15 protein-coding genes are annotated in these 19,855 nt (G+C 34.3%); 6 read left to right on the top strand and 9 right to left on the bottom strand.

From position 1 onward, the window contains the following. The first annotated feature begins 10 nt into the window (after positions 1–10). On the top strand, positions 11–754 hold the full coding sequence (locus tag ATE84_RS08735; protein ID WP_101447598.1) for a LytTR family DNA-binding domain-containing protein: 744 nt from the start codon (positions 11–13) through the stop codon (positions 752–754). Positions 755–1,658: 904 nt separating this feature from the next. Here ATE84_RS08735 and ATE84_RS08730 read toward each other — a convergent pair. The 7 genes from ATE84_RS08730 to ATE84_RS08700 form a co-directional block, all read right to left on the bottom strand. Next, positions 1,659–2,537, bottom strand: coding sequence for a DUF4846 domain-containing protein (locus ATE84_RS08730; protein WP_101447597.1), 879 nt, complete (start codon positions 2,535–2,537; stop codon positions 1,659–1,661). 115 nt (positions 2,538–2,652) lie between these two features. Continuing rightward, complete coding sequence (gene nqrF, locus ATE84_RS08725; protein ID WP_101447596.1) at positions 2,653–3,960, bottom strand: NADH:ubiquinone reductase (Na(+)-transporting) subunit F; 1,308 nt, start codon at positions 3,958–3,960, stop codon at positions 2,653–2,655. 1 nt (position 3,961) lies between these two features. Further along, positions 3,962–4,678: an NADH:ubiquinone reductase (Na(+)-transporting) subunit E gene (gene nqrE / locus ATE84_RS08720; RefSeq protein ID WP_101447595.1), complete on the bottom strand. Its 717-nt coding sequence runs from the start codon at positions 4,676–4,678 to the stop codon at positions 3,962–3,964. 11 nt (positions 4,679–4,689) lie between these two features. Next, positions 4,690–5,382: an NADH:ubiquinone reductase (Na(+)-transporting) subunit D gene (locus ATE84_RS08715; RefSeq protein ID WP_101447594.1), complete on the bottom strand. Its 693-nt coding sequence runs from the start codon at positions 5,380–5,382 to the stop codon at positions 4,690–4,692. Between the two features lie 3 nt (positions 5,383–5,385). Further along, positions 5,386–6,141: a Na(+)-translocating NADH-quinone reductase subunit C gene (locus tag ATE84_RS08710; protein ID WP_101447593.1), complete on the bottom strand. Its 756-nt coding sequence runs from the start codon at positions 6,139–6,141 to the stop codon at positions 5,386–5,388. Between the two features lie 2 nt (positions 6,142–6,143). Continuing rightward, positions 6,144–7,370, bottom strand: coding sequence for an NADH:ubiquinone reductase (Na(+)-transporting) subunit B (locus tag ATE84_RS08705; RefSeq protein WP_101447592.1), 1,227 nt, complete (start codon positions 7,368–7,370; stop codon positions 6,144–6,146). 4 nt (positions 7,371–7,374) lie between these two features. Next, complete coding sequence (locus tag ATE84_RS08700) at positions 7,375–8,730, bottom strand: Na(+)-translocating NADH-quinone reductase subunit A (RefSeq protein WP_101447591.1); 1,356 nt, start codon at positions 8,728–8,730, stop codon at positions 7,375–7,377. Positions 8,731–8,917: 187 nt separating this feature from the next. On the opposite strand from ATE84_RS08700, the gene ATE84_RS08695 reads away from it, so the two are divergent. The 4 genes from ATE84_RS08695 to apaG all read left to right on the top strand — a co-directional run bounded on the left by ATE84_RS08695 (position 8,918) and on the right by apaG (position 16,122). Further along, the gene (locus ATE84_RS08695) at positions 8,918–10,177 is read left to right on the top strand and encodes a DUF5103 domain-containing protein (protein ID WP_101447590.1); all 1,260 of its coding nucleotides are present in this window, start codon (positions 8,918–8,920) and stop codon (positions 10,175–10,177) included. A 335-nt stretch (positions 10,178–10,512) separates the two neighbouring features. Then, positions 10,513–14,415, top strand: coding sequence for a PQQ-dependent sugar dehydrogenase (locus ATE84_RS08690; RefSeq protein ID WP_101447589.1), 3,903 nt, complete (start codon positions 10,513–10,515; stop codon positions 14,413–14,415). A 164-nt stretch (positions 14,416–14,579) separates the two neighbouring features. After that, the gene (locus tag ATE84_RS08685) at positions 14,580–15,734 is read left to right on the top strand and encodes a DUF3667 domain-containing protein (RefSeq protein WP_101447588.1); all 1,155 of its coding nucleotides are present in this window, start codon (positions 14,580–14,582) and stop codon (positions 15,732–15,734) included. 1 nt (position 15,735) lies between these two features. Further along, positions 15,736–16,122 (top strand): Co2+/Mg2+ efflux protein ApaG, encoded by a 387-nt coding sequence (gene apaG, locus ATE84_RS08680; protein WP_024772812.1) that lies wholly within the window; start codon positions 15,736–15,738, stop codon positions 16,120–16,122. Here apaG and ATE84_RS08675 read toward each other — a convergent pair. Beyond that, the gene (locus tag ATE84_RS08675; protein ID WP_101447587.1) at positions 16,115–17,107 is read right to left on the bottom strand and encodes a DUF6695 family protein; all 993 of its coding nucleotides are present in this window, start codon (positions 17,105–17,107) and stop codon (positions 16,115–16,117) included. The two genes, apaG and ATE84_RS08675, sit on opposite strands and share 8 nt — an antisense overlap. Positions 17,108–17,133: 26 nt before the next feature. Beyond that, a complete protein-coding gene (locus tag ATE84_RS08670) occupies positions 17,134–17,850 on the bottom strand; it encodes an NRDE family protein (RefSeq protein WP_101447586.1) in 717 nt (238 codons plus the stop codon). A gap of 311 nt (positions 17,851–18,161) precedes the next feature. Here ATE84_RS08670 and pruA point away from each other — a divergent pair, with 311 nt between their 5' ends. After that, on the top strand, positions 18,162–19,790 hold the full coding sequence (gene pruA, locus ATE84_RS08665) for an L-glutamate gamma-semialdehyde dehydrogenase (protein WP_101447585.1): 1,629 nt from the start codon (positions 18,162–18,164) through the stop codon (positions 19,788–19,790). The last annotated feature ends 65 nt before the right edge of the window (positions 19,791–19,855 follow it).

Below are 19,855 nucleotides of genomic sequence, written 5' to 3'. Positions count from 1 at the left end.
ATTTAGACGTTTGAAAACATTACAACTATTATTATTAGAAGATGAAGATGAAGAAGCTAAAGAAATTTCAGAATTTTTAGGCAATAATAATTTTGAAGTTACGAGAGCTTCAACGATGCAAGACGCTGAAAGAAAAATACAGGATCTGTTTTTTGACATGATTATTTTGGATATTATGATAGATGGAAAACCCGATGGTATTATTTTGGCACAACAGATTAATGAACAACAGATTAACGTCCCTTTTTTATTTTTGACCAGTACGCAGAGTAAACATTTTTTTGATCTGGCCAAACTCACACAACCTGCTACTTATTTGCTTAAACCCTATAATACATTAGAACTTTTATTTTCTATAGAATTAGCTATCGAAAAGCACTATAAGCAATCTAACACTCTAAGCTTCAACCCAGAAAATGCAGTATTGAGTCCTACTTATATTTTTGTAAAAAAGAATAAAAGTGTCATGAAATTAGCCATAGAATGTATTGATTATATTGAGGTAAAAGAAAAATATTGCAATCTGATAAGTGAAAACGGTAATTTTTTGATTAAACTATCCTTAACAAAAGTAAAAGAGCTATTATCGAATCCAAATTTCACACAAGTACATCGGAATTTTTTGGTTAATATTAAAAAAATTAAAGAAATCTACTTTGAAGACAACCTCATTATATTAATGAGCGATGCCAAAATCCCATTTAGCGAACGCTACAAGGCATTATTTATAAAGGATAACGATATATTCAACTAAATGATTTTTATGTATTACGGGTACATAATAATAAGGCACATCAAGAGCCTAAAGTAAATAGTCTATGCTTTTTTTTAAATATGGCTGCTCCTGCTATAACGGAATAAACCCCCATTTTACCATTTGCAGAAGCAGCATATCTCCTATAAAAACTAATTTATGAACATTTTAATTTATTCAACTAATTACAAAAAACCAATCTTTACAATTCATTTTCAAACTACTATTCCCTTCTTCATGCGCTTTTAATTGGCTCTCTAATCTCGTTTCATTATCATTTCCACCATAAAGTTAATCAGATATACACTACCTGATGAAAGTAATGTCATAAGCGTTAAAAACTTAAGCATAAGTGTATCTAAATTGGGTATAACAAACCTGCATTCGATGTAAGAAAAGCTCATCAATTCGATTAAATGAAGGAAGGTTGTACTTCGACAAACTCAGCAGAGCTATCAGGAATAGTGATTATACCAGTTACTGGTATTACTTACGAAAAAAGCTATTCTCGATACAGTTTTTCTCCACGTCACCTCGAGCGTAGTCGAGAGGTCATTCTGAAAAACCACTAGAATTGACACTTTCTTAAACATTACAACTCACGAACTTGGATTACAAAAAATCATTTAAAAAATGGAAACAAATATGTATTCTTGCTTCAATATTCATATCATTAAGCATCGTCAAGGCCTCACAGGTCTTAGAGACCTGTGAGGTCCAATGTCGTTTAGTTAAGGATAAGATTTAAAATTTCTTGTCACACTGAGCTTGTCGAAGTGCTTTCAAATCTGTTTTTTCAAATGTCTTCGACAGGCTCAGACTGACAACTACAAGCTTAACTAAACGACATTGCCTGTAAGGTCTAACACTACTTCAACATCAAATATATTTACTATTGAAATATTTACTTAAACCTAATAAATTGCGCTTCATCAAAATAATAACTAGGTGTGTATACAGGTTGATTTTCGTCAAACCTATACCATGGGGAGATCGCTGTATCTTCAAAATTTTTAAGTAAACATACGTTCTGAGCTGGTGTATTTCCTTGAGCCAGAAGATACATCTTATTTCCTTTTTCGTTTACAATTTCATCTACAACAATCTCAATATGACCTGGTGATCCTGGTGTAACGAGCATATCCCCAATTCTAACATCTTTAACTAATACTTTATCTAGTTCACTATGCATAGACAATGTTCCTGCATAGGTATAGATGAGGTTTAAATATGTATAGAAGTTTGTTTTGGAATGATTAGGACTTGCTGTTTTATGAAATGTTACTTTGTTGCCGTTTATTTTTGGTCGATATCCTTGTGCATATTTATTCCATGAGCAATAATGACCTGAGGTAAAATTAAATCCAATTTCGTCTTTTCTGTTTTGCTCCCACAAATACTCTGATCGAATTCTCATCAATGCATCTGCACATTGTTGTAATCCATTTGATGGAACTGGGACTTCTAGAATGGCATCGTGCCAATGCTGTGCAAAATATTCGCTGTCATCATAATTTATAATCTTGCTTCCATAGGATTTTAACGGATAGTGACGCAAGTATATCTGAAAAGAGCCCTGCTTATATTTAACCCTTTCATACCCCTCTGGAATCATAACCCGAGTTGAGATAGAATCTCCTTTACTATTAATATAATTTGGCTTTGTAACTACATCTGTAATGATACCTTTTACATGATTGCTAACCATTTTGCCTTTAGAAGTATTCTTAAACACTACTATCAAAACAATGACTATAACCAGAGATACTATATATTTCTTCATAAACCCTCATTTATATCCAAAAATAAAAAAACCGATATAATTGCTTATACCGGTTTATAGTGAATTATCTAACTATTTTTCCTGATTATCGGAAAATAGTAGTAAATGCTAGATTTTATCCTCCGAAATCATCGAATCTAATATGTTCATCTGGGATACCAAAATCTTCTCCCATTTTTTGAACAGCTTTGTTCATTAATGGTGGTCCACAGAAGTATAGCTCTATATCTTCTGGAGACTCATGATGATTTAGGTAGTTATCGATTACACAATTATGTATAAATCCAACAAATCCATCTCCTTCTGCATCAATATCGCTTTTAACTTTCCAGTTATCTTCTTCCATTGGTTCTGATAATGCAAGGTAAAATTTAAAGTTAGGGAAGTTCTTTTCTAAATCATAGAAATGATCTAAGTAGAACAATTCGCGTTTAGAACGACCACCATACCAATAGGTTACTTTACGACCTGTTTTTAAGGTTTTGAATAGGTGATACAAGTGAGAACGCATTGGCGCCATACCTGCTCCTCCACCAACGTAAAGCATCTCTGACTCTGATTCATTGATAAAGAATTCTCCGTAAGGACCAGAAATAACTACTTTATCTCCTGGTTTTTGAGCAAAAATATAAGATGAAGCAACTCCTGGGTTTACATCCATCCATCCATTTTTAGATCGATCCCATGGTGGCGTAGCAATACGTACATTTAGCATTATCTCTCTTCCTTCTGCAGGATAAGAGGCCATAGAATAAGCACGCTCTACAGTTTCATCATTCTTCATTACTAATGGCCATAGACCAAATTTATCCCATTCTGCCTGAAACTTATCTGGAGTTTCATGTTCTTCTGGGTGAGCAGTGATATCAATATCTGAATATTTAATTTCACATTCTGGAATTTCAATCTGGATATATCCTCCTGCTTTATATCCCATATCCTCAGGAATACGAACTACAAATTCTTTAATAAAAGATGCTACGTTGTAATTACGTACAACCTCAGCTTCCCATTTCTTAATTCCGAATACTTCTTCAGGAATTTCGATATTCATATCTTGCTTTACCTTTACCTGGCAAGCTAAACGTGCTCCATGTTGTAACTCTTTACGAGAAAAATGTGGCGTTTCTGTTGGTAATGCTTCTCCTCCACCTTCTAGTACGTGACATTCGCACTGGATACAGGTTCCACCACCACCACATGCAGATGGCAAAAATATTTTTTGAGCTCCTAAAGTTGATAGCAATGTACCTCCCGAAGCTACTTCAATTTCTTTTTCACCATTAATGGTAATCTTTACAGGTCCAGATGGTAGTAACTTATCTTTTGCAAATAATAAAATTCCTACCAAAACAAGAATCAGCACCAAAAACGAAATAATGGTTATCGCTATTGTTCCACCGGTAGATGCTAAAAATATCATATTATTTAAGTATTGTAACGTTAGTATTTTCGGCTACTTCTTTTGTAGTCTCTTTTTTTTCAACCTGAACAGCTTTAGGCTCTTTCTTTTCTTCTTCATCACCTCCTGTTAACATTCCTCCAAAACTCATAAAGCCAATTGCCATTAATCCTGTTAGGATAAATGTAATTCCTAATCCTCGTAAAGGAGCAGGCACATTAGAGTATCTGATTTTTTCACGGATCGCTGCAATGGCTAGAATAGCTAAAAACCATCCTATTCCTGATCCTATACCATACACTGCTGCGTGGGAAATAGTTGCAAATTCTTTTTGTTGCATAAACAAAGATCCACCTAAGATTGCACAGTTAACAGCAATCAATGGTAAAAATATACCCAGAGAATTATATAATGATGGTGAAAATTTCTCTACTACTATCTCTACCAATTGTACCATCGTTGCAATAGTTGCGATAAACAATATAAAAGTTAAGAAACTTAAGTCATAATCTGCATATTCTGGTCCTAACCATACCAAAGCACCTTCTCTAAGAATGTACTTATCTAACAAAAAGTTTAGCGGTACTGTAATTGCTAATACGAATATTACTGCAGCTCCTAATCCTACCGCAGTAGAGACCTTTTTGGATACCGCAAGGTATGAACACATTCCTAAGAAGAATGCGAACACCATATTATCTATAAAGATCGATTTTAAAAATAATTCTAAATACTCCATGTCTCTATATTTTAATGATCTTCTATTAATGCTTTATTTCTACTTCTTTGAATCCAGATAATGATTCCTACGGTAATCAATGCCATTGGCGCCAATACCATAAATCCATTATTTTCATATCCCAAAGCATATAAACCTGTTTTTTCTATAGGGTCTCCCAATACTTTAGCTCCAAATAATGTTCCTGATCCCAAAAGCTCTCTAAAGAACGCTACAATCACAAGTAAAACTCCGTATCCAGCTGCATTTCCTATTCCGTCTAGAAAAGATTTCCAAGGTCCGTTACCCAAAGCAAAAGCTTCAAAACGTCCCATGATAATACAGTTGGTAATAATCAATCCAATAAATACAGAAAGCTCTTTACTTAATGTATAGGCAAATGCTTTAAGCACTTGATCTACTATGATTACCAAAGCTGCTACTACAACCAATTGAACAATAATTCTAATTTTTGAAGGGATAATATTTCTCATCAAAGAAATAACCACATTACCTATTCCTAATACAAAGATTACCGAAATTGCCATTACAATCGAAGGTTTCAATTGTGCAGTAATCGCCAAAGCTGAACATATTCCTAATACTTGAATAGTAATTGGGTTATTATCGGCAAGAGGGTCTGTTAATAATTTCTTGTTTTTCTTCGAAAACAAAGGCTCTTTAGGCTCTTTTACTTTAACTTTTTCTTCTGTTACTTCAGCCATTTGTTATTTTTTTAAAGTTTCGAAATAAGGTTGATACATCTTTATTCCTTTCTTCACCATTGCTGTAACACCATCACCTGTTATTGTTGCTCCGGCCATAGCATCTACTTCATTATCACTTTTATCTTCATTTTTAGGATCAGAATTTCCTTTTTTCACAGTGATTCCTTTATAGTTTCCAGAAGCATCTAATATGCTTTCTCCTATAAAATCATCTCTAAAATAAGCTTCCTTTATATTAGCTCCTAATCCTGGTGTTTCTCCTTTGTGGTCAAAAAATGCTCCTTTAACCGTTTTGAATTCTTTATCCAAAGAAACATAACCCCAGATTGCATCCCAAAGTCCATTACCTCTCATAGGAACAACATAATATTCCTGATCATCTTTTTTACCAATAAAAAGAGGCATTTTTCTTTCGTAATTAGGATCTTGCTTTACCTTATCATTTTCCTTTTTTACTTCAATATCAAATGCATTATCTGTTTTTTGAGCTGTACTACCGGTAATAATATATTGTTCATTACCTACATACTTATCAAATAACTCTTGAGCTTTCTCTGCGGGTACAAACTCATTAGGGTCTTCGGTATCTGCAACACCCATAGCAAATAGAATATTCTGCTGTTTTTCTGTACGTTTATTAGCGTCTATTCTACCTTTCAATGAAGATGCAGTAAATGCTAATAAAGAACCAACCACAACTACCATTGCAATGGCAAATATGATTGTGTATGAATTTTTATCTGTATTCATCGCCATGATTAAGCCGTTTTTAGTTTTAAACGTTTCATTCTTTTCTTGATATTTCCTTGAACCACATAGTGATCAATCGTTGGAGCAAATACATTCATTAATAGAATAGCTAACATTACTCCTTCTGGGTATGCCGGATTAAACACTCGAATAAGTATTGAGATAAATCCGATAAGGAATCCATAGATCCACTTTCCTTTATTGGTTTGCGACGCTGTTACCGGATCAGTTGCCATAAAAACAACTCCGAAAGCAAATCCTCCAATAATTAAATGGTGCCAGAATTCTGTACTCATAAGGCTATAAAACTTACTTCCTTCATTAATCCATTCTGCACTTACAACTCCATTAAAGATCAATCCCATTACTAAAGCACCTAACGTAGCACTTAGCATAATTCTCCAACTTCCAATTTTTGTAAAAACCAAGAATAACCCAGCTAACAAGATTAATATTGCAGAAGTTTCTCCTACAGAACCTGGTATAAATCCTAAAAACATATCTGAAACTGAATACGCAAGTTCTTTACCTTGTGCCAAACTACCTAAAACTGTTTCTCCTGATATAGCATCCAATTGTGCTCCTCCTGCTATTTCATTTGATCTTTCTACCGCACCGTGTACCCATACTTTATCTCCAGACATCCAGGTTGGATATGCAAAGAATAAAAATGCTCTGATAGTAAGGGCAGGGTTTAGAATATTCATTCCTGTTCCTCCAAATACTTCTTTACCAATCACAACTCCAAAAATAACTGCAACGGCTAACATCCATAATGGAGTATCTACTGGTACAACTAAAGGAACTAGCATTCCCGTTACAAGGTATCCTTCTTCTACTTCATGCTTTTTAATAACTGCAAACAAAATTTCTACCGCAAGCCCTACTACATAGGAAACAATTACTAATGGTAGTACTTTCCATAATCCTACAGTAAGATTATCAAAAGACCAAAACTCTGAACTAAAAAAACCATTAGTTACGGCTTCTATTTCTCCTGCAGCTAAGTGATGCTGGTATCCAGCATTAAACATTCCGAATATCAAACATGGTACTAAAGCCATGATAACGGTATTCATGGTACGTTTCAAATCATCTGCACCACGAACATGAGCACCAGAATGCGTGGTCTCATTAGGTAAATATAAAAACGTATGGATTGCATTAAATGCAGGAGCCATCTTTTTGTCTTTATATTTAAGTTTTAGTTTATGTAATTTATCTTTTAATCCCATAGCACTATCCTATTTCTTTTAACATTAGGTCTAAACCTTCTCTTATAATTTGTTGATGTGGTTGTTTAGAAACACATATAAACTCTGTAAGAGCAAAATCTTCTGGAGCTACCTCATACATTCCTAATTGCTCCATTGCATCCAAATCATTTACCACACATGATTTAAGCAATTGTAGCGGATAAATATCCAATGGAAATACATTTTCATAATTTCCTGTAACTACAAAAGCTCTATGTTCACCATTTGTATTGGTGTTAAGCTCGTACTTTTTATTAGGAAATAGCCAAGAAAAAGTAAATGCTCTAGAAGGAGAAATCTTATTAAAAATAGGTTTATTCCATCCAAAAAGTTCATAATCGTCTCCTTCGGGAATAACAGTTATGGTATTATGATAATATCCAAGGTTACCATCTGGTTTTACATTTTCTCCTGTAAGTACATCTCCACTAATCACTCTAATATTTCCTTCATCATGCACACCAGAAGCATATACTACTGATGACACCTCTGCTCCAATTTTAGTTTTGAAGTACTTAGGAGTTTTAACAGAAGAACCTGCCAAAGCTATTGTTCTTTCTGCATTAAATTTCCCTGTTAATAATAACTCTCCAATAACCACAAGATCTTGTGGATTTACTACCCAGACAGTTTCTCCTTTATTGATAGGGTTTATTTTGGCTATTTGCACACTCACATTTCCTGCAGGGTGAGGCCCTGAAACATTATGAATTGTGCTATTCTCTAAACCAGATAGTGGTGAGTTTCCTTTTTTACCAACAGAAATATGGACTTTACCTTCAGTTAATTTGCTTAAAGCAGTAACTGCAGCTTGAAGTTCTTTTTCTTTTCCGACTAGTACATAATCACTATCTGCCGCCAAAGGAGCAGTTGTATATCCTGAAATAAAAATAGCTTTTGGAGCTACATCGGGATTAGCAATTACATCATACGGACGTTGCTTAATAAATGGCCAGCAACCTGATGCTAAAAGGTGGGTCTTAATATCATCCCCACTCATAGAATTCACATCCTTTACACCAAAGTCTGCATATTCCTGTTCCTTGTCTCCAAGAATTTTAAAAGCTAAAATTTTCCTTTTGGCTCCACGTACAATCTCTGTTACTTCTCCGCTTACCGGAGAAGGAAAAAGCATTTTTTCATTAGATTTTGAATAAAAAAGTGGTTCGCCGGCTTTAACTTCTGTACCTTGTTTAGCAACAACCTTGGGTACTATACCGTGAAAATCGTCAGGCTTAATTGCGTAAACATTGCTTCTGGTGGCATCTACAGTAATCTTTTCTGCTTCGCCAACAAGCTTAATGTCTAAGCCTTTACTGATACGAATGTCTTTTGACATATTTGTAGTCTATGTTAATTAACTAAAAAAATCGTGCAAATTTACTAATTAAAACACGTAAGTGAAAGCTGGTTCTGTTATAAGATATTATTTATAACGTTTCTAAATAATGATTTGTAACTAAAAAAACACTCTTTATTCTTTAGGCACACATTTTGTTTATATTTATACCATAATTCTTTACATGATGTCACAAAGACTTAAACTATTCCTACTTCTAAATATTGTTATTTCTTACAGTATTTTTAGTCAATCTGTTGTAAGCGAAGCAAACACTGCTAATCACATTAAAACAATCCAACTACTAACAGGTGCAGAATTCTCTGGGATTCCCATACTTAAACTTGGAACTCCTTTTAAAATCACTTTTGATGATATTAATGGTGACGAATCTGACTATTATTACAGAATAAGTCATTATAACTTTGACTGGACACCTTCTTCTTTATATAAAAATGAATATTTGGACGGTTTTGATGAAATTAGAATTGTAACCTATGAAAATTCTTTCAACACATTACAGATGTATAGTCATTATAGCCTAAGCATCCCAAACGAAGATACCAGAAGACTTAAAGTAAGTGGGAACTACCTCATAGAAATATATGATGAAGATGACGAAATTGTATTCTCCAGAAAGTTTATTGTTTATGAACCCTTAACATCTGTAAAAGTATACACCAAAAGGTCTAGAGACCTAAAACATATAGACACCAAACAATCTGTGCAATTCGAAATAAACTCACCTAATGAAATTTTAAGAAATCCTCGACGAACAGTAAAAACCTTGGTAATGCAAAATAACGATCTCAAAAACGCAATTACTAATTTGGTTCCTCAGTTCACTATTGCAAATAGTTTAGTGTATAAATACGACCAAGAGTCTAGTTTTTGGGGAGGAAATGAATACTTGTTTTTTGATAGCAAGGATATTAGAGCCTCTACCGTAAGCACACGAAGCATTGAACTAAAAGACATCTACCATAACTACCTATACTCTAATCGAGTTAGAGCCAATCGAAGATACACATATAACCCTGATATCAATGGTAATTTTGTTATCAGAAATCTAGATGCCGAAAATAATAATGTTGAAGCAGATTATGTATGGATGCATTTTTCTCTAGAGTGCTATGAACCTCTAGAAGGAGGAGAAATTCATCTTTATGGCAATTTCAATAATTATACTATTGATGAATCAACACTTCTTCAATACGATAAAGAAAGTGGTGGATACTACAACAAAAGCCTTTTTAAACAAGGATTTTATAATTACAAATATGTCCTATTAAGACCAGACGGAACTATAGATCCAGGTTTTATTAGCGGTAATTTTGATGAAACTGAAAATGAGTATACCGTATTACCGTATTACAGAGCACCCGGAGCACGCTATGATAGAGTTATCGGAAAAGGAACTGGGAACTCTGCTACCATTACAAATTAGGATAATTACATTCATTTTTTAGTTTTTACTTCTTTTTATTGTCAAAATATCAATTTCAAGAGACTTGCTCATTTTTTGAATCAATTTATCTATAATCATCACTTTTTTTCTTTAAAAAGTAAGATTTAACCTTGCTTTTCCAAGAGTCGTCTGCATTATATCAACACTTCTTATAAAACAACTATTAAAAACGACACCTCCAACACACTTCACCATACAAATATTTAGTTGAAGATTAATTTCAAGTAGTTCATTAAACACAACCTAATTAACCATACAATAAAACCACTTTTTTTATTGTTTATATTATTATAACTCTCTTAAAACTACTCTCAATGAAAACTTTATTCAAAATTCATCTATTTATTATGATCGCTATACTCACCTGCGGTTATACTTATTCACAAATCACTTACAAATCTATTTTTCCTAATATCAGTTTTGATTTCCCTGTAGAAATTCAATGTTTAAACAATGGGGCAGATCGAATGTTTATTGTGGAACAAAGCGGAAAAATTAAAGTATTTCCAAAAAATGAAAACGTAACCTCATCTCAGGTAAAAACTTTCCTCAACATTACGGATCGTGTTCAATTCTCTAACGGTCAAGAACTAGGGCTTTTAGGTCTTGCTTTTCATCCTAATTATACTAGTAACGGTTATTTATATGTGTACTATACTAAAAACAGTCCTGTTTCTGGAATTTCTACACGAATGGTGTTATCCCGTTTTACCGTTAAAACAGACAACCCTAACCTTGCAGATCCCAATAGCGAACTCATACTCTTTCAATTTGACAAAAATCAAGATAACAGCAATCATAATGGAGGAAAAATAGGGTTTGGCCCAGATTCTTATCTTTATATCTCTTTTGGAGATGGTGGTGGAGCAAATGACCCTAAACGTAATGGACAAAACAAAAATACTGTATTTGGAAGCATTTGCCGTATCGATGTTGATCTTGACGGGAGCAACCCTGTAGAAAACAATCCGATTTTACCAAATGGTAATTATGAAATCCCAAGCGACAATCCATTTGTAGGAACTGATGGCTTAGATGAAATTTATGCTTATGGCATCAGAAATACCTGGAAATTTTCTTTTGATAAACCTACAGGAAGAATGTGGGGAGCAGATGTAGGACAAAATGCATTTGAGGAAATTAACCTTATCAAAAATGGTAAAAATTATGGATGGAGTAGGTTCGAGGGTACCTCTGTAGCCAACAGTAATGTAATTATCTCAGGCCCTGTAGAATCCCCAATATTTAATCATAACCATAACCAAGGCGATGTATCAATTACTGGAGGTTATGTATATAGAGGCTCTAAAATTACTAGCCTGACTCCCGATATAAAATCTAAATATATTTTTGGAGATTATTTAAGCGGTAGAGTATGGGCGCTAAACTATAATCCATCTACAGGAAATGCCTCTAGCGAATTATTATTTAAAACCGATGGATTATATATTTCTTCTTTTGGCGTCGACACAGAAGGAGAATTATATTTTAGCAGCTATGGAAGTAATGCGAAAATATACAAACTCACCGATGGGAATACATCTCCTCCTGGCACTGCAGTAAATGGGATCGGATCTTGGACTTCCTTAAACCAAGGAGTTAACGGAGTTGTGCAAGCAATAGCATCAGACTCTAATGGAAACGTATACCACGGAGGCAATTTTAGCAAAGCAGGAAATATAAATGCAAATAATATTGCTGTGTGGAATAAAAACACTGGCTGGTCTACTTTGGGTAGTGGCGCAAACGGCAGTATCAATACATTAAAAATTGCTTCGAACGGAAACTTATATGCCGGAGGAGTTTTCACCAAAATTGGCGGAATTAATGCGAATAATATTGCTGTATGGAATGGTTCACAATGGTCTGCTTTAGGCTCTGGAATTGATGGAACAGTTGCCACAATAGAAACAGATAGTAACAATAATATTTTTGTTGGCGGAGTATTTAAAACCATTAATGGAATTCCAGTAAGAAATATTGCTAAATGGAATGGTAGTCAATGGTCAGCTTTAGAAGATGTAACAAATAAAAAATCAGGAACTAATAATGAAATTCGATCTTTAGCAATAGGGAGTGATGGAACTTTATATGTAGGAGGTAATTTTGATGAAGCAGGAGGTAATACAGCCAAAAGAATTGCAACATGGAACGGATCTAATTGGGGAACATTAGGAGATGGGACCAGTGGATTTGTTGAGGCTATTACAACTACCTCAACTGCAGTCTATATTGGCGGTAATTTTGCTCTTGCAGGAAATACAACTGTAAATAGAATTGCCAAATGGAACATTGCAACCAATAGTTGGTCGAAACTAGGTAATGGAGTTAACAACAATGTTCGTTCATTACTTCATGACGGAACTCATTTATACGCTGCCGGAGCTTTCACTACTGCCTCTGATAACAATAGCAACAAGATTGTCAACAATATAGCACAATGGACTGAAAACACTGGATGGAAAGCTTTAGGAACTAACACTAGTGTTGGGGTAGATATCATTGTTAACACCATGGCATTCTCTTCTGACACTAAAGAAATATTTGTAGGTGGTAATTTTTCTAAAGCAGGGGCTATAAATGCTAAAAACACCGCTTCATGGAGCAACTCATCAGACACGTCATGCACAGCAACAGTACCTATAGGAGTATCTTCTTCTGCAATAGGATCAGATACGGCTACTATTAACTGGACCGCAGTTGCCGGTGCAACTTATGACCTGAGGTACAGAAAAAACGGAACAACCACATGGACAACCTCTGCTGAAAATGGAACTTCTAAAATAATTTCTGGATTAAACCCTTCTACTGCTTACGAAGTACAGGTAAGAAGTAAGTGTGCCGATGGTACTACTTCAGATTACAGCACTTCTGTAAACTTTACAACCACCGATGTACAACTAAACTACTGTGCTTCTAATGGTAAAAAGACTAATGATGAATATATTGGTAAGGTTCAAGTAGGAACTATCAATAAAACTTCTGCCGCAGGAAGTGGTGGGTATAGCGATTTTACTGCTGAATCTACTAATCTTTCTAAAGGAGGGGCTAACACTATTACCATTACTCCTACATGGCCTGGAACTACATATGATGAAGGATACTCTGTATGGATTGATTATAATCAAGATGGTGATTTTGCTGACACAGGGGAACAAGTATGGACTAAAGCAGCTTCTAAAACTACTCCAGTAAGTGGAAGCTTTACTGTACCTGCAACTGCAAAAGATGGAAACACAAGAATGAGGGTATCTATGAAATATAATGGAATACCAAATCCTTGTGAATCATTTGATTATGGTGAAGTAGAAGATTACACTGTAGTGATCGGTGGGTCTGGTGGTGCAGATACTCAAGCTCCTTCTGCTCCTGCCGGGTTAACAGCTTCTAATGTGACTCAAACAACTCTTACACTATCTTGGAATGCTGCTACTGATAATGTAGGAGTTACAGGATATGATGTATATCAAGGAACTACTAATCTGGGATCGGTAACAGCAACTACAAGAAACATCACTGGATTAACTGCTAACACAGCATACCAATTTACTGTAAAAGCTAAAGATGCAGCAGGAAATGTTTCTGCAGCTAGTAACATCCTAAATGTAACTACCGCTGGAGCATCGTCTACTTATGATGTAAAGCTGCGTATTACTTTTGACGAATACCCAGAGGATACCAGTTGGGAAATTAAGGATGCTAATGATAAGGTAATACACTCTGGAGGGTCATACCAATCACAAGCAGATAATTCTACTATAAACATTACTAAAACTTTAGATAAAGGGTGCTATACTTTTGTAATTAAAGATGCATATAATGATGGGCTTTGCTGCACATACGGTAACGGATCGTACGAATTAACCAATGTTGCTACTAATACTGTTCTAGCCTCAGGAGGATCATTTACTTCTGAAGATACTAAAAACTTCTGTGTTGGTAATACTACAATACGTAACTTTGATACAGATATAAAAACAGGTATAGAAAACTCTGATATTGTTATTTATCCAATTCCTGCAAAAGATTTTATTATAATCAGAATGAATAATTTTAATGGTTCTACCTACAAAATCGTTAATCAAGCAGGTAAAATAGTAAGACACGGTAAAATGTCTGAAAATAGAATAGAACTCAACAATTTACAATCAGGAATGTATTTTGTTTCGGTTAAATCAGAAACTAAAACCATAACTAAAAAGCTTATTTTAAAATAAGTAAAATCAAATATGTTTTAAAAAACCACCTTATATAAGGTGGTTTTTTGTTTATTATTTAGAATCACCTCTTAGCCAGAAAACATCATAACAATCCAGAACTTTTATGTTACAACAAAATATTATTACTTTTAGCCTCATAAGCAAACTACTATCAACCAAAAATGAAAGAAACGGGAAGGTTCTTAAAAGAGTATCGCGGTAGCGAATGTCTTAACTGTAATGTACCATTAGATATTATCGATCGATATTGTCATAATTGCGGGCAAATTAACACCAATAAAAGATTATCTCTTAAAGATTTTTTTAGCGAGTTTTTTGCCAGTATCTTTTCCTATGATTCTCGCTTAAGACACACCATTATTGCATTACTTTTTAAACCCGGAAAAATCTCTAAAGAATACACTCAAGGTAAAAGAGTAAAATATGCTAACCCATTTCGGTTTTACCTTAGTGTCTCTATCATCTTTTTTATCATTAACGGCTTATTTATTGATTTTGATGGATTTAGGACAGAAATTGAAGACAAAGCTAACTTCGGAAAAGATGCAATTACCGAGATCAAAGAAAACATCAAAATGGATGATTCGCTAAAGCAGAAAATTAGTGATCAAATATTAGCTACTAATGGTATTTCTAAATCAGACAAAGAAAAAATTAGTGAAGGAATTCTAAAAGTTGAGGAATTCCCTTTATTGAATGACAAACCAACCGAACCAAAAGAAACCACCTATTATTCACAAAAACAGATTGATAGTATTGGTTTTTTCAAAAGAGGCTTTAAACTATGGCCCATGTATGAAAATTACTATGATAAAACAAAAGAGAAATCTACCTATAGAGCGTTATCAGAGTTAAAACATGAGAAAAACCAATACAATAAATACATTTACCATAGAGTTCTAAAAACCAAATCAATAGAAGAAAACTATGGACAAGAATTCTTTGAATTTATATTTAATAAATTACCTTTCATCATATTCTTCTTTCTTCCCTTTTTTGCTTTAAGTATTTGGCTCATATACATTAGAAGGCCTTTTAACTATATGGAGCATCTTGTATTTATATTTCACACACAGACTATGTTTTTTATAATCATAGGTATTTCATTTTTGATTGCGAAAATCAGTAACACCACTGCCTTTTTCGGAATTGCAATACTTATTTTTTTGTTTTACTTATACAAAGCAATGCGGAAATTTTATAACCAAGGAAGGGTCAAAACAATTGTTAAATTTCTGCTTGTGAACGTATTATTTTTTATCTTAGCAGGAATAGGCTCTATATTAACTATAGTAGGGTCAGTGTTTATATTTTGATATGGTACAGCAAATTACCAGAGGAATAAAAATTTCGGTGGATACGACTTTTGAAGGTACGTTCTATAAGAACTATAAGATTCACTTTGCCTTTGGTTATCGAATTACTATAGAAAATCAAAGTAAAGATTCTGTACAACTTACTTCTCGTTTCTGGGAAATCAAGGATGCTTTAAATAATACTGAAATTGTAGAAGGTGAAGGTGTAATTGGCAAAAAGCCGGTTTTAAAACCTGGCGAATCCCATACGTATAATAGCGGCTGTTTACTTAGTTCTCCTTTTGGTGCAATGAAAGGGCACTACAATATGGTTAATTTTACATCTACAAGAAAATTTCAAGTCATGATTCCTGGTTTCAAATTAAGCGCACCTTTTGCACTTAACTAACAACCCTCCTCACCAATTCGAATCTGATTTTCTTCCCATTTTGTTCTACATGACAGTATTTACAATTAGAATCATATACAAATCTATATGTTTTTGAAATATCAAAACTGCCCTCCACCACTATAAAGAGACCCACAAAATCCTCTTCACCATACTCGGTATACCTCGTAATTTCGAATAAACCTTTTTCTAAAGATTTTTCTAACGTAAAATAAGCACTACTACCTGTACCCGAAAGGAAATGAGCATTTTTTAAAAACCCTTTGGGGTCTACAATATGACTCTGTTTCATTTCCGGGATATTTTTATCAAAATAATTAGTCAGATTTTCTTTAAAAACAGATCCTGGATACACGTTCAACTTTCCTTGTTCTACCTGGTAAATTAAATTACCTGCCGCTCCTTTTTCTACATTGCCCAAAGGACTAGGTGTAAACATTTTATTACGCAATAGTGGTTTTCTGATTTTAGTATAATCTGTACTTGCCAAAATAGTATCGGTAACAATTCTCGAGCAGTTGCTTCCTACTTTTCCAAAAGCCTTATATGGTAAGCTTCCTTTTCCCTGGACAGACAACACATAGTTGCTTGCCTCTTCATAATGAATATAGTCACACACAGAAGCTACTAATCGCCCGTCACCATGTGTTTTATCTGGATTTGCTTCTAACCAAAGTAAAAACTCTTCTACATTACCCAACTTCGCATCAGGTGTTATAGTGGCTTTAAATGGTATTTCTAATTCTACATCGGTAACCGCACTTCTTACTCTGCCATACCCTGGTGGCGTAATATACCTACCAAAATCATAATACTCTGCTTTACCTGTTTCATTTTCAATAAGAACAAGAGCAGCATGACCCGCTTTGATATAGCTATGTTTCCCTAACCCTAAAGCTAAAAGCACTTTGGTTGAAGGCTCATCAGAATGTTTTACAAATGTATCAGGATAAGCAAGTGAAATTATTTTACCTGTATAATTCAATTTTACATAAATTTTAGATAGTTTTCTTAAGCCGTTATAGCTTCAAAAACAACAGTGCTTACTTCTTTATTTTGCAGATTTTCGTATCGCATAGAAATCTCTTCTTCATTCTTCACAATTTGAGTAATACTTCTGGTTTTTAAAAAACCTCTGTCAATTTGCAGATCAATATCTTTATCTCCCACTCCGGCATTTTTATGAAAGTTCAAAAGAGTATTAGGAGTTAGTATGTTTTGATTTTCATAAGTAGCAAACCACTTTTCGCGTGTTGCTTTCATATCTTTAGTATACAAAGTAGAAGAAGACCATATATGGGTTTCCTTTTCTAATCTCCTAAGATGCTTTTGTTCTCCATCCCAAACCAGTTCAAAAAATAAAAGATCAGATTGCCAATTTGCAGCTACAATTGTAAAAGGCTCTATCCCCTTATAATTATAATTTAAAATTGCATTTTCTAAATCATCGGCTTCCAACAAATCTCTCACCACTACACCTCTACTTTGTCTATATGATGCTGATCTTTCATGAACTTCGAATCCACCATTAAGCAAGCAAATCATAGTATTTTTATCACTGACACCAATCCAGGTTCCACCAGCTACAGCATCTTTAGGAAACAGCATTCTGGTCTTATTTACCTGATAAAATTCAGGAAGTAGTGTTTTTCGATTTACTGCCTCATCACGATTAGAGGTTAGTATGAAATTATTTTCTTGAGTTGGGATTAATGTTACTGTACACATAAATTTTGGGTCGGCTAAATATCTCACAACTTACAAAAAAAATTACATACTCTACATCTTTACAATACCAAATAGAGAAGTAGCTTTCTGTTTAACGTCTAGTGATTATTTTAAAATAATCTACAATATGAAAAGACAAGTACAGCTGTAAAACACGAGGAGTAAAATGTGAATTAAAACATTTTGCAGATTTTTTTGGTATAAAAGGTTAAAATAGATTTTAGCCTGTATAATTTTCTATCTTTGCTATCTTAAATAACAGATATCATTAGATAAATACATCTTACTAATTTAAATTAACACATAACATCATGGGAAAAGGTTTTTTTCAAGTTCCTACTGCAATAAACGAACCTATAAAGTCATATGCTCCCGGAACACCGGAAAGAGAGGAAGTTCTTGCAGCATATGCAGCAATGTATAATACTACTGTAGACGTACCTTTATATATTAATGGTGAAGAAATAAGAACAGGAGATACTGCTACTATGTCGCCTCCGCACGATCATCAACATATCTTAGGAACGTATCACAAAGCAGAAAAACAACACATTCAAAAAGCAATTGACACTGCACTTGAAGCTCGCAAACAATGGGCTGATTTAGCATGGGAACAACGTGCTGCCGTATTTTTAAGAGCTGCAGAACTTATTGCTGGACCATACCGTGCAAAAATCAACGCAGCTACTATGCTTGCGCAGTCTAAAAATATATTTCAGGCGGAAATTGATGCAGCATGTGAGTTTATCGATTTTTTACGTTTTAACGTAGAATATATGACTCAAATCTATGAGGATCAACCAGATTCTACTTCTGGAGCCTGGAACAGATTAGAGTACCGACCATTAGAAGGTTTTGTATATGCAATTACTCCTTTTAATTTTACAGCAATTGCAGGAAATCTACCCGCCAGTGCTGCACTAATGGGGAATACTGTAGTATGGAAACCAAGTGATAGTCAGATCTATTCTGCAAAAGTTATCGTCGACATCTTTAAAGAAGCTGGTGTACCTGATGGTGTAATCAATGTAGTATATGGAGACCCGGTAATGATCACCGATACTGTTTTAGCAAGTCCTGATTTTGCAGGAATACATTTTACAGGAAGTACTCACGTATTTAAAGATATTTGGGCAAAAATCGGCACCAATATTCACAACTATAAAACCTATCCAAGAATTGTAGGAGAAACTGGTGGTAAAGATTTTATTATGGCACACCCTAGTGCAAATGCAAAACAAGTTGCCACTGGCATTTCTCGTGGAGCATTTGAGTTTCAGGGGCAAAAATGTAGCGCAGCATCCAGAGCTTATATACCAAAGAGTCTATGGGCAGATGTAGAAAAATACCTAAAAGAAGATGTTAAGTCTTTCAAAATGGGATCACCAGAAGATATGAGTAACTTTATCACTGCAGTGATACACGAAGGATCATTTGACAAATTAGCTAAATATATTGATCAGGTAAAAAATGATGCTGATGCAGAAATTATAGCTGGTGGTAATTATGATAAGTCCAAAGGATATTTCATCGAACCAACTGTGATCGTTGCAAAAGATCCAAAATATACTACAATGTGCACAGAACTATTTGGTCCTGTAATTACCATTTATGTATATGATGATAATCAATGGAGTGAGACATTAAAATTAGTAGATGGAACCAGTGAATATGCATTAACTGGAGCTATATTTTCTACAGATCGTTATGCTGCAGCAGAAGCAACTAAAGCATTAGAAAACTGTGCGGGTAACTTCTACATTAACGACAAATGTACTGGAGCTGTTGTAGGGCAGCAACCATTTGGTGGAGCAAGAGCTTCTGGAACGAATGATAAAGCAGGTTCATACCTCAACTTATTACGTTGGGTATCACCACGTATGATAAAGGAGACATTTGTTTCTCCAGCAGATTATAGATACCCTTTTTTAGGAGAATAATCTCAATTAATTATATATAAAAAAAGTGCCAAATGGCACTTTTTTTTGTTTGGGTATACCGCTCA

It is taken from the genome of Aquimarina sp. MAR_2010_214, from assembly GCF_002846555.1.
Classification (GTDB): domain Bacteria; phylum Bacteroidota; class Bacteroidia; order Flavobacteriales; family Flavobacteriaceae; genus Aquimarina.
This window is presented reverse-complemented; position numbering and strand designations above follow the sequence as displayed.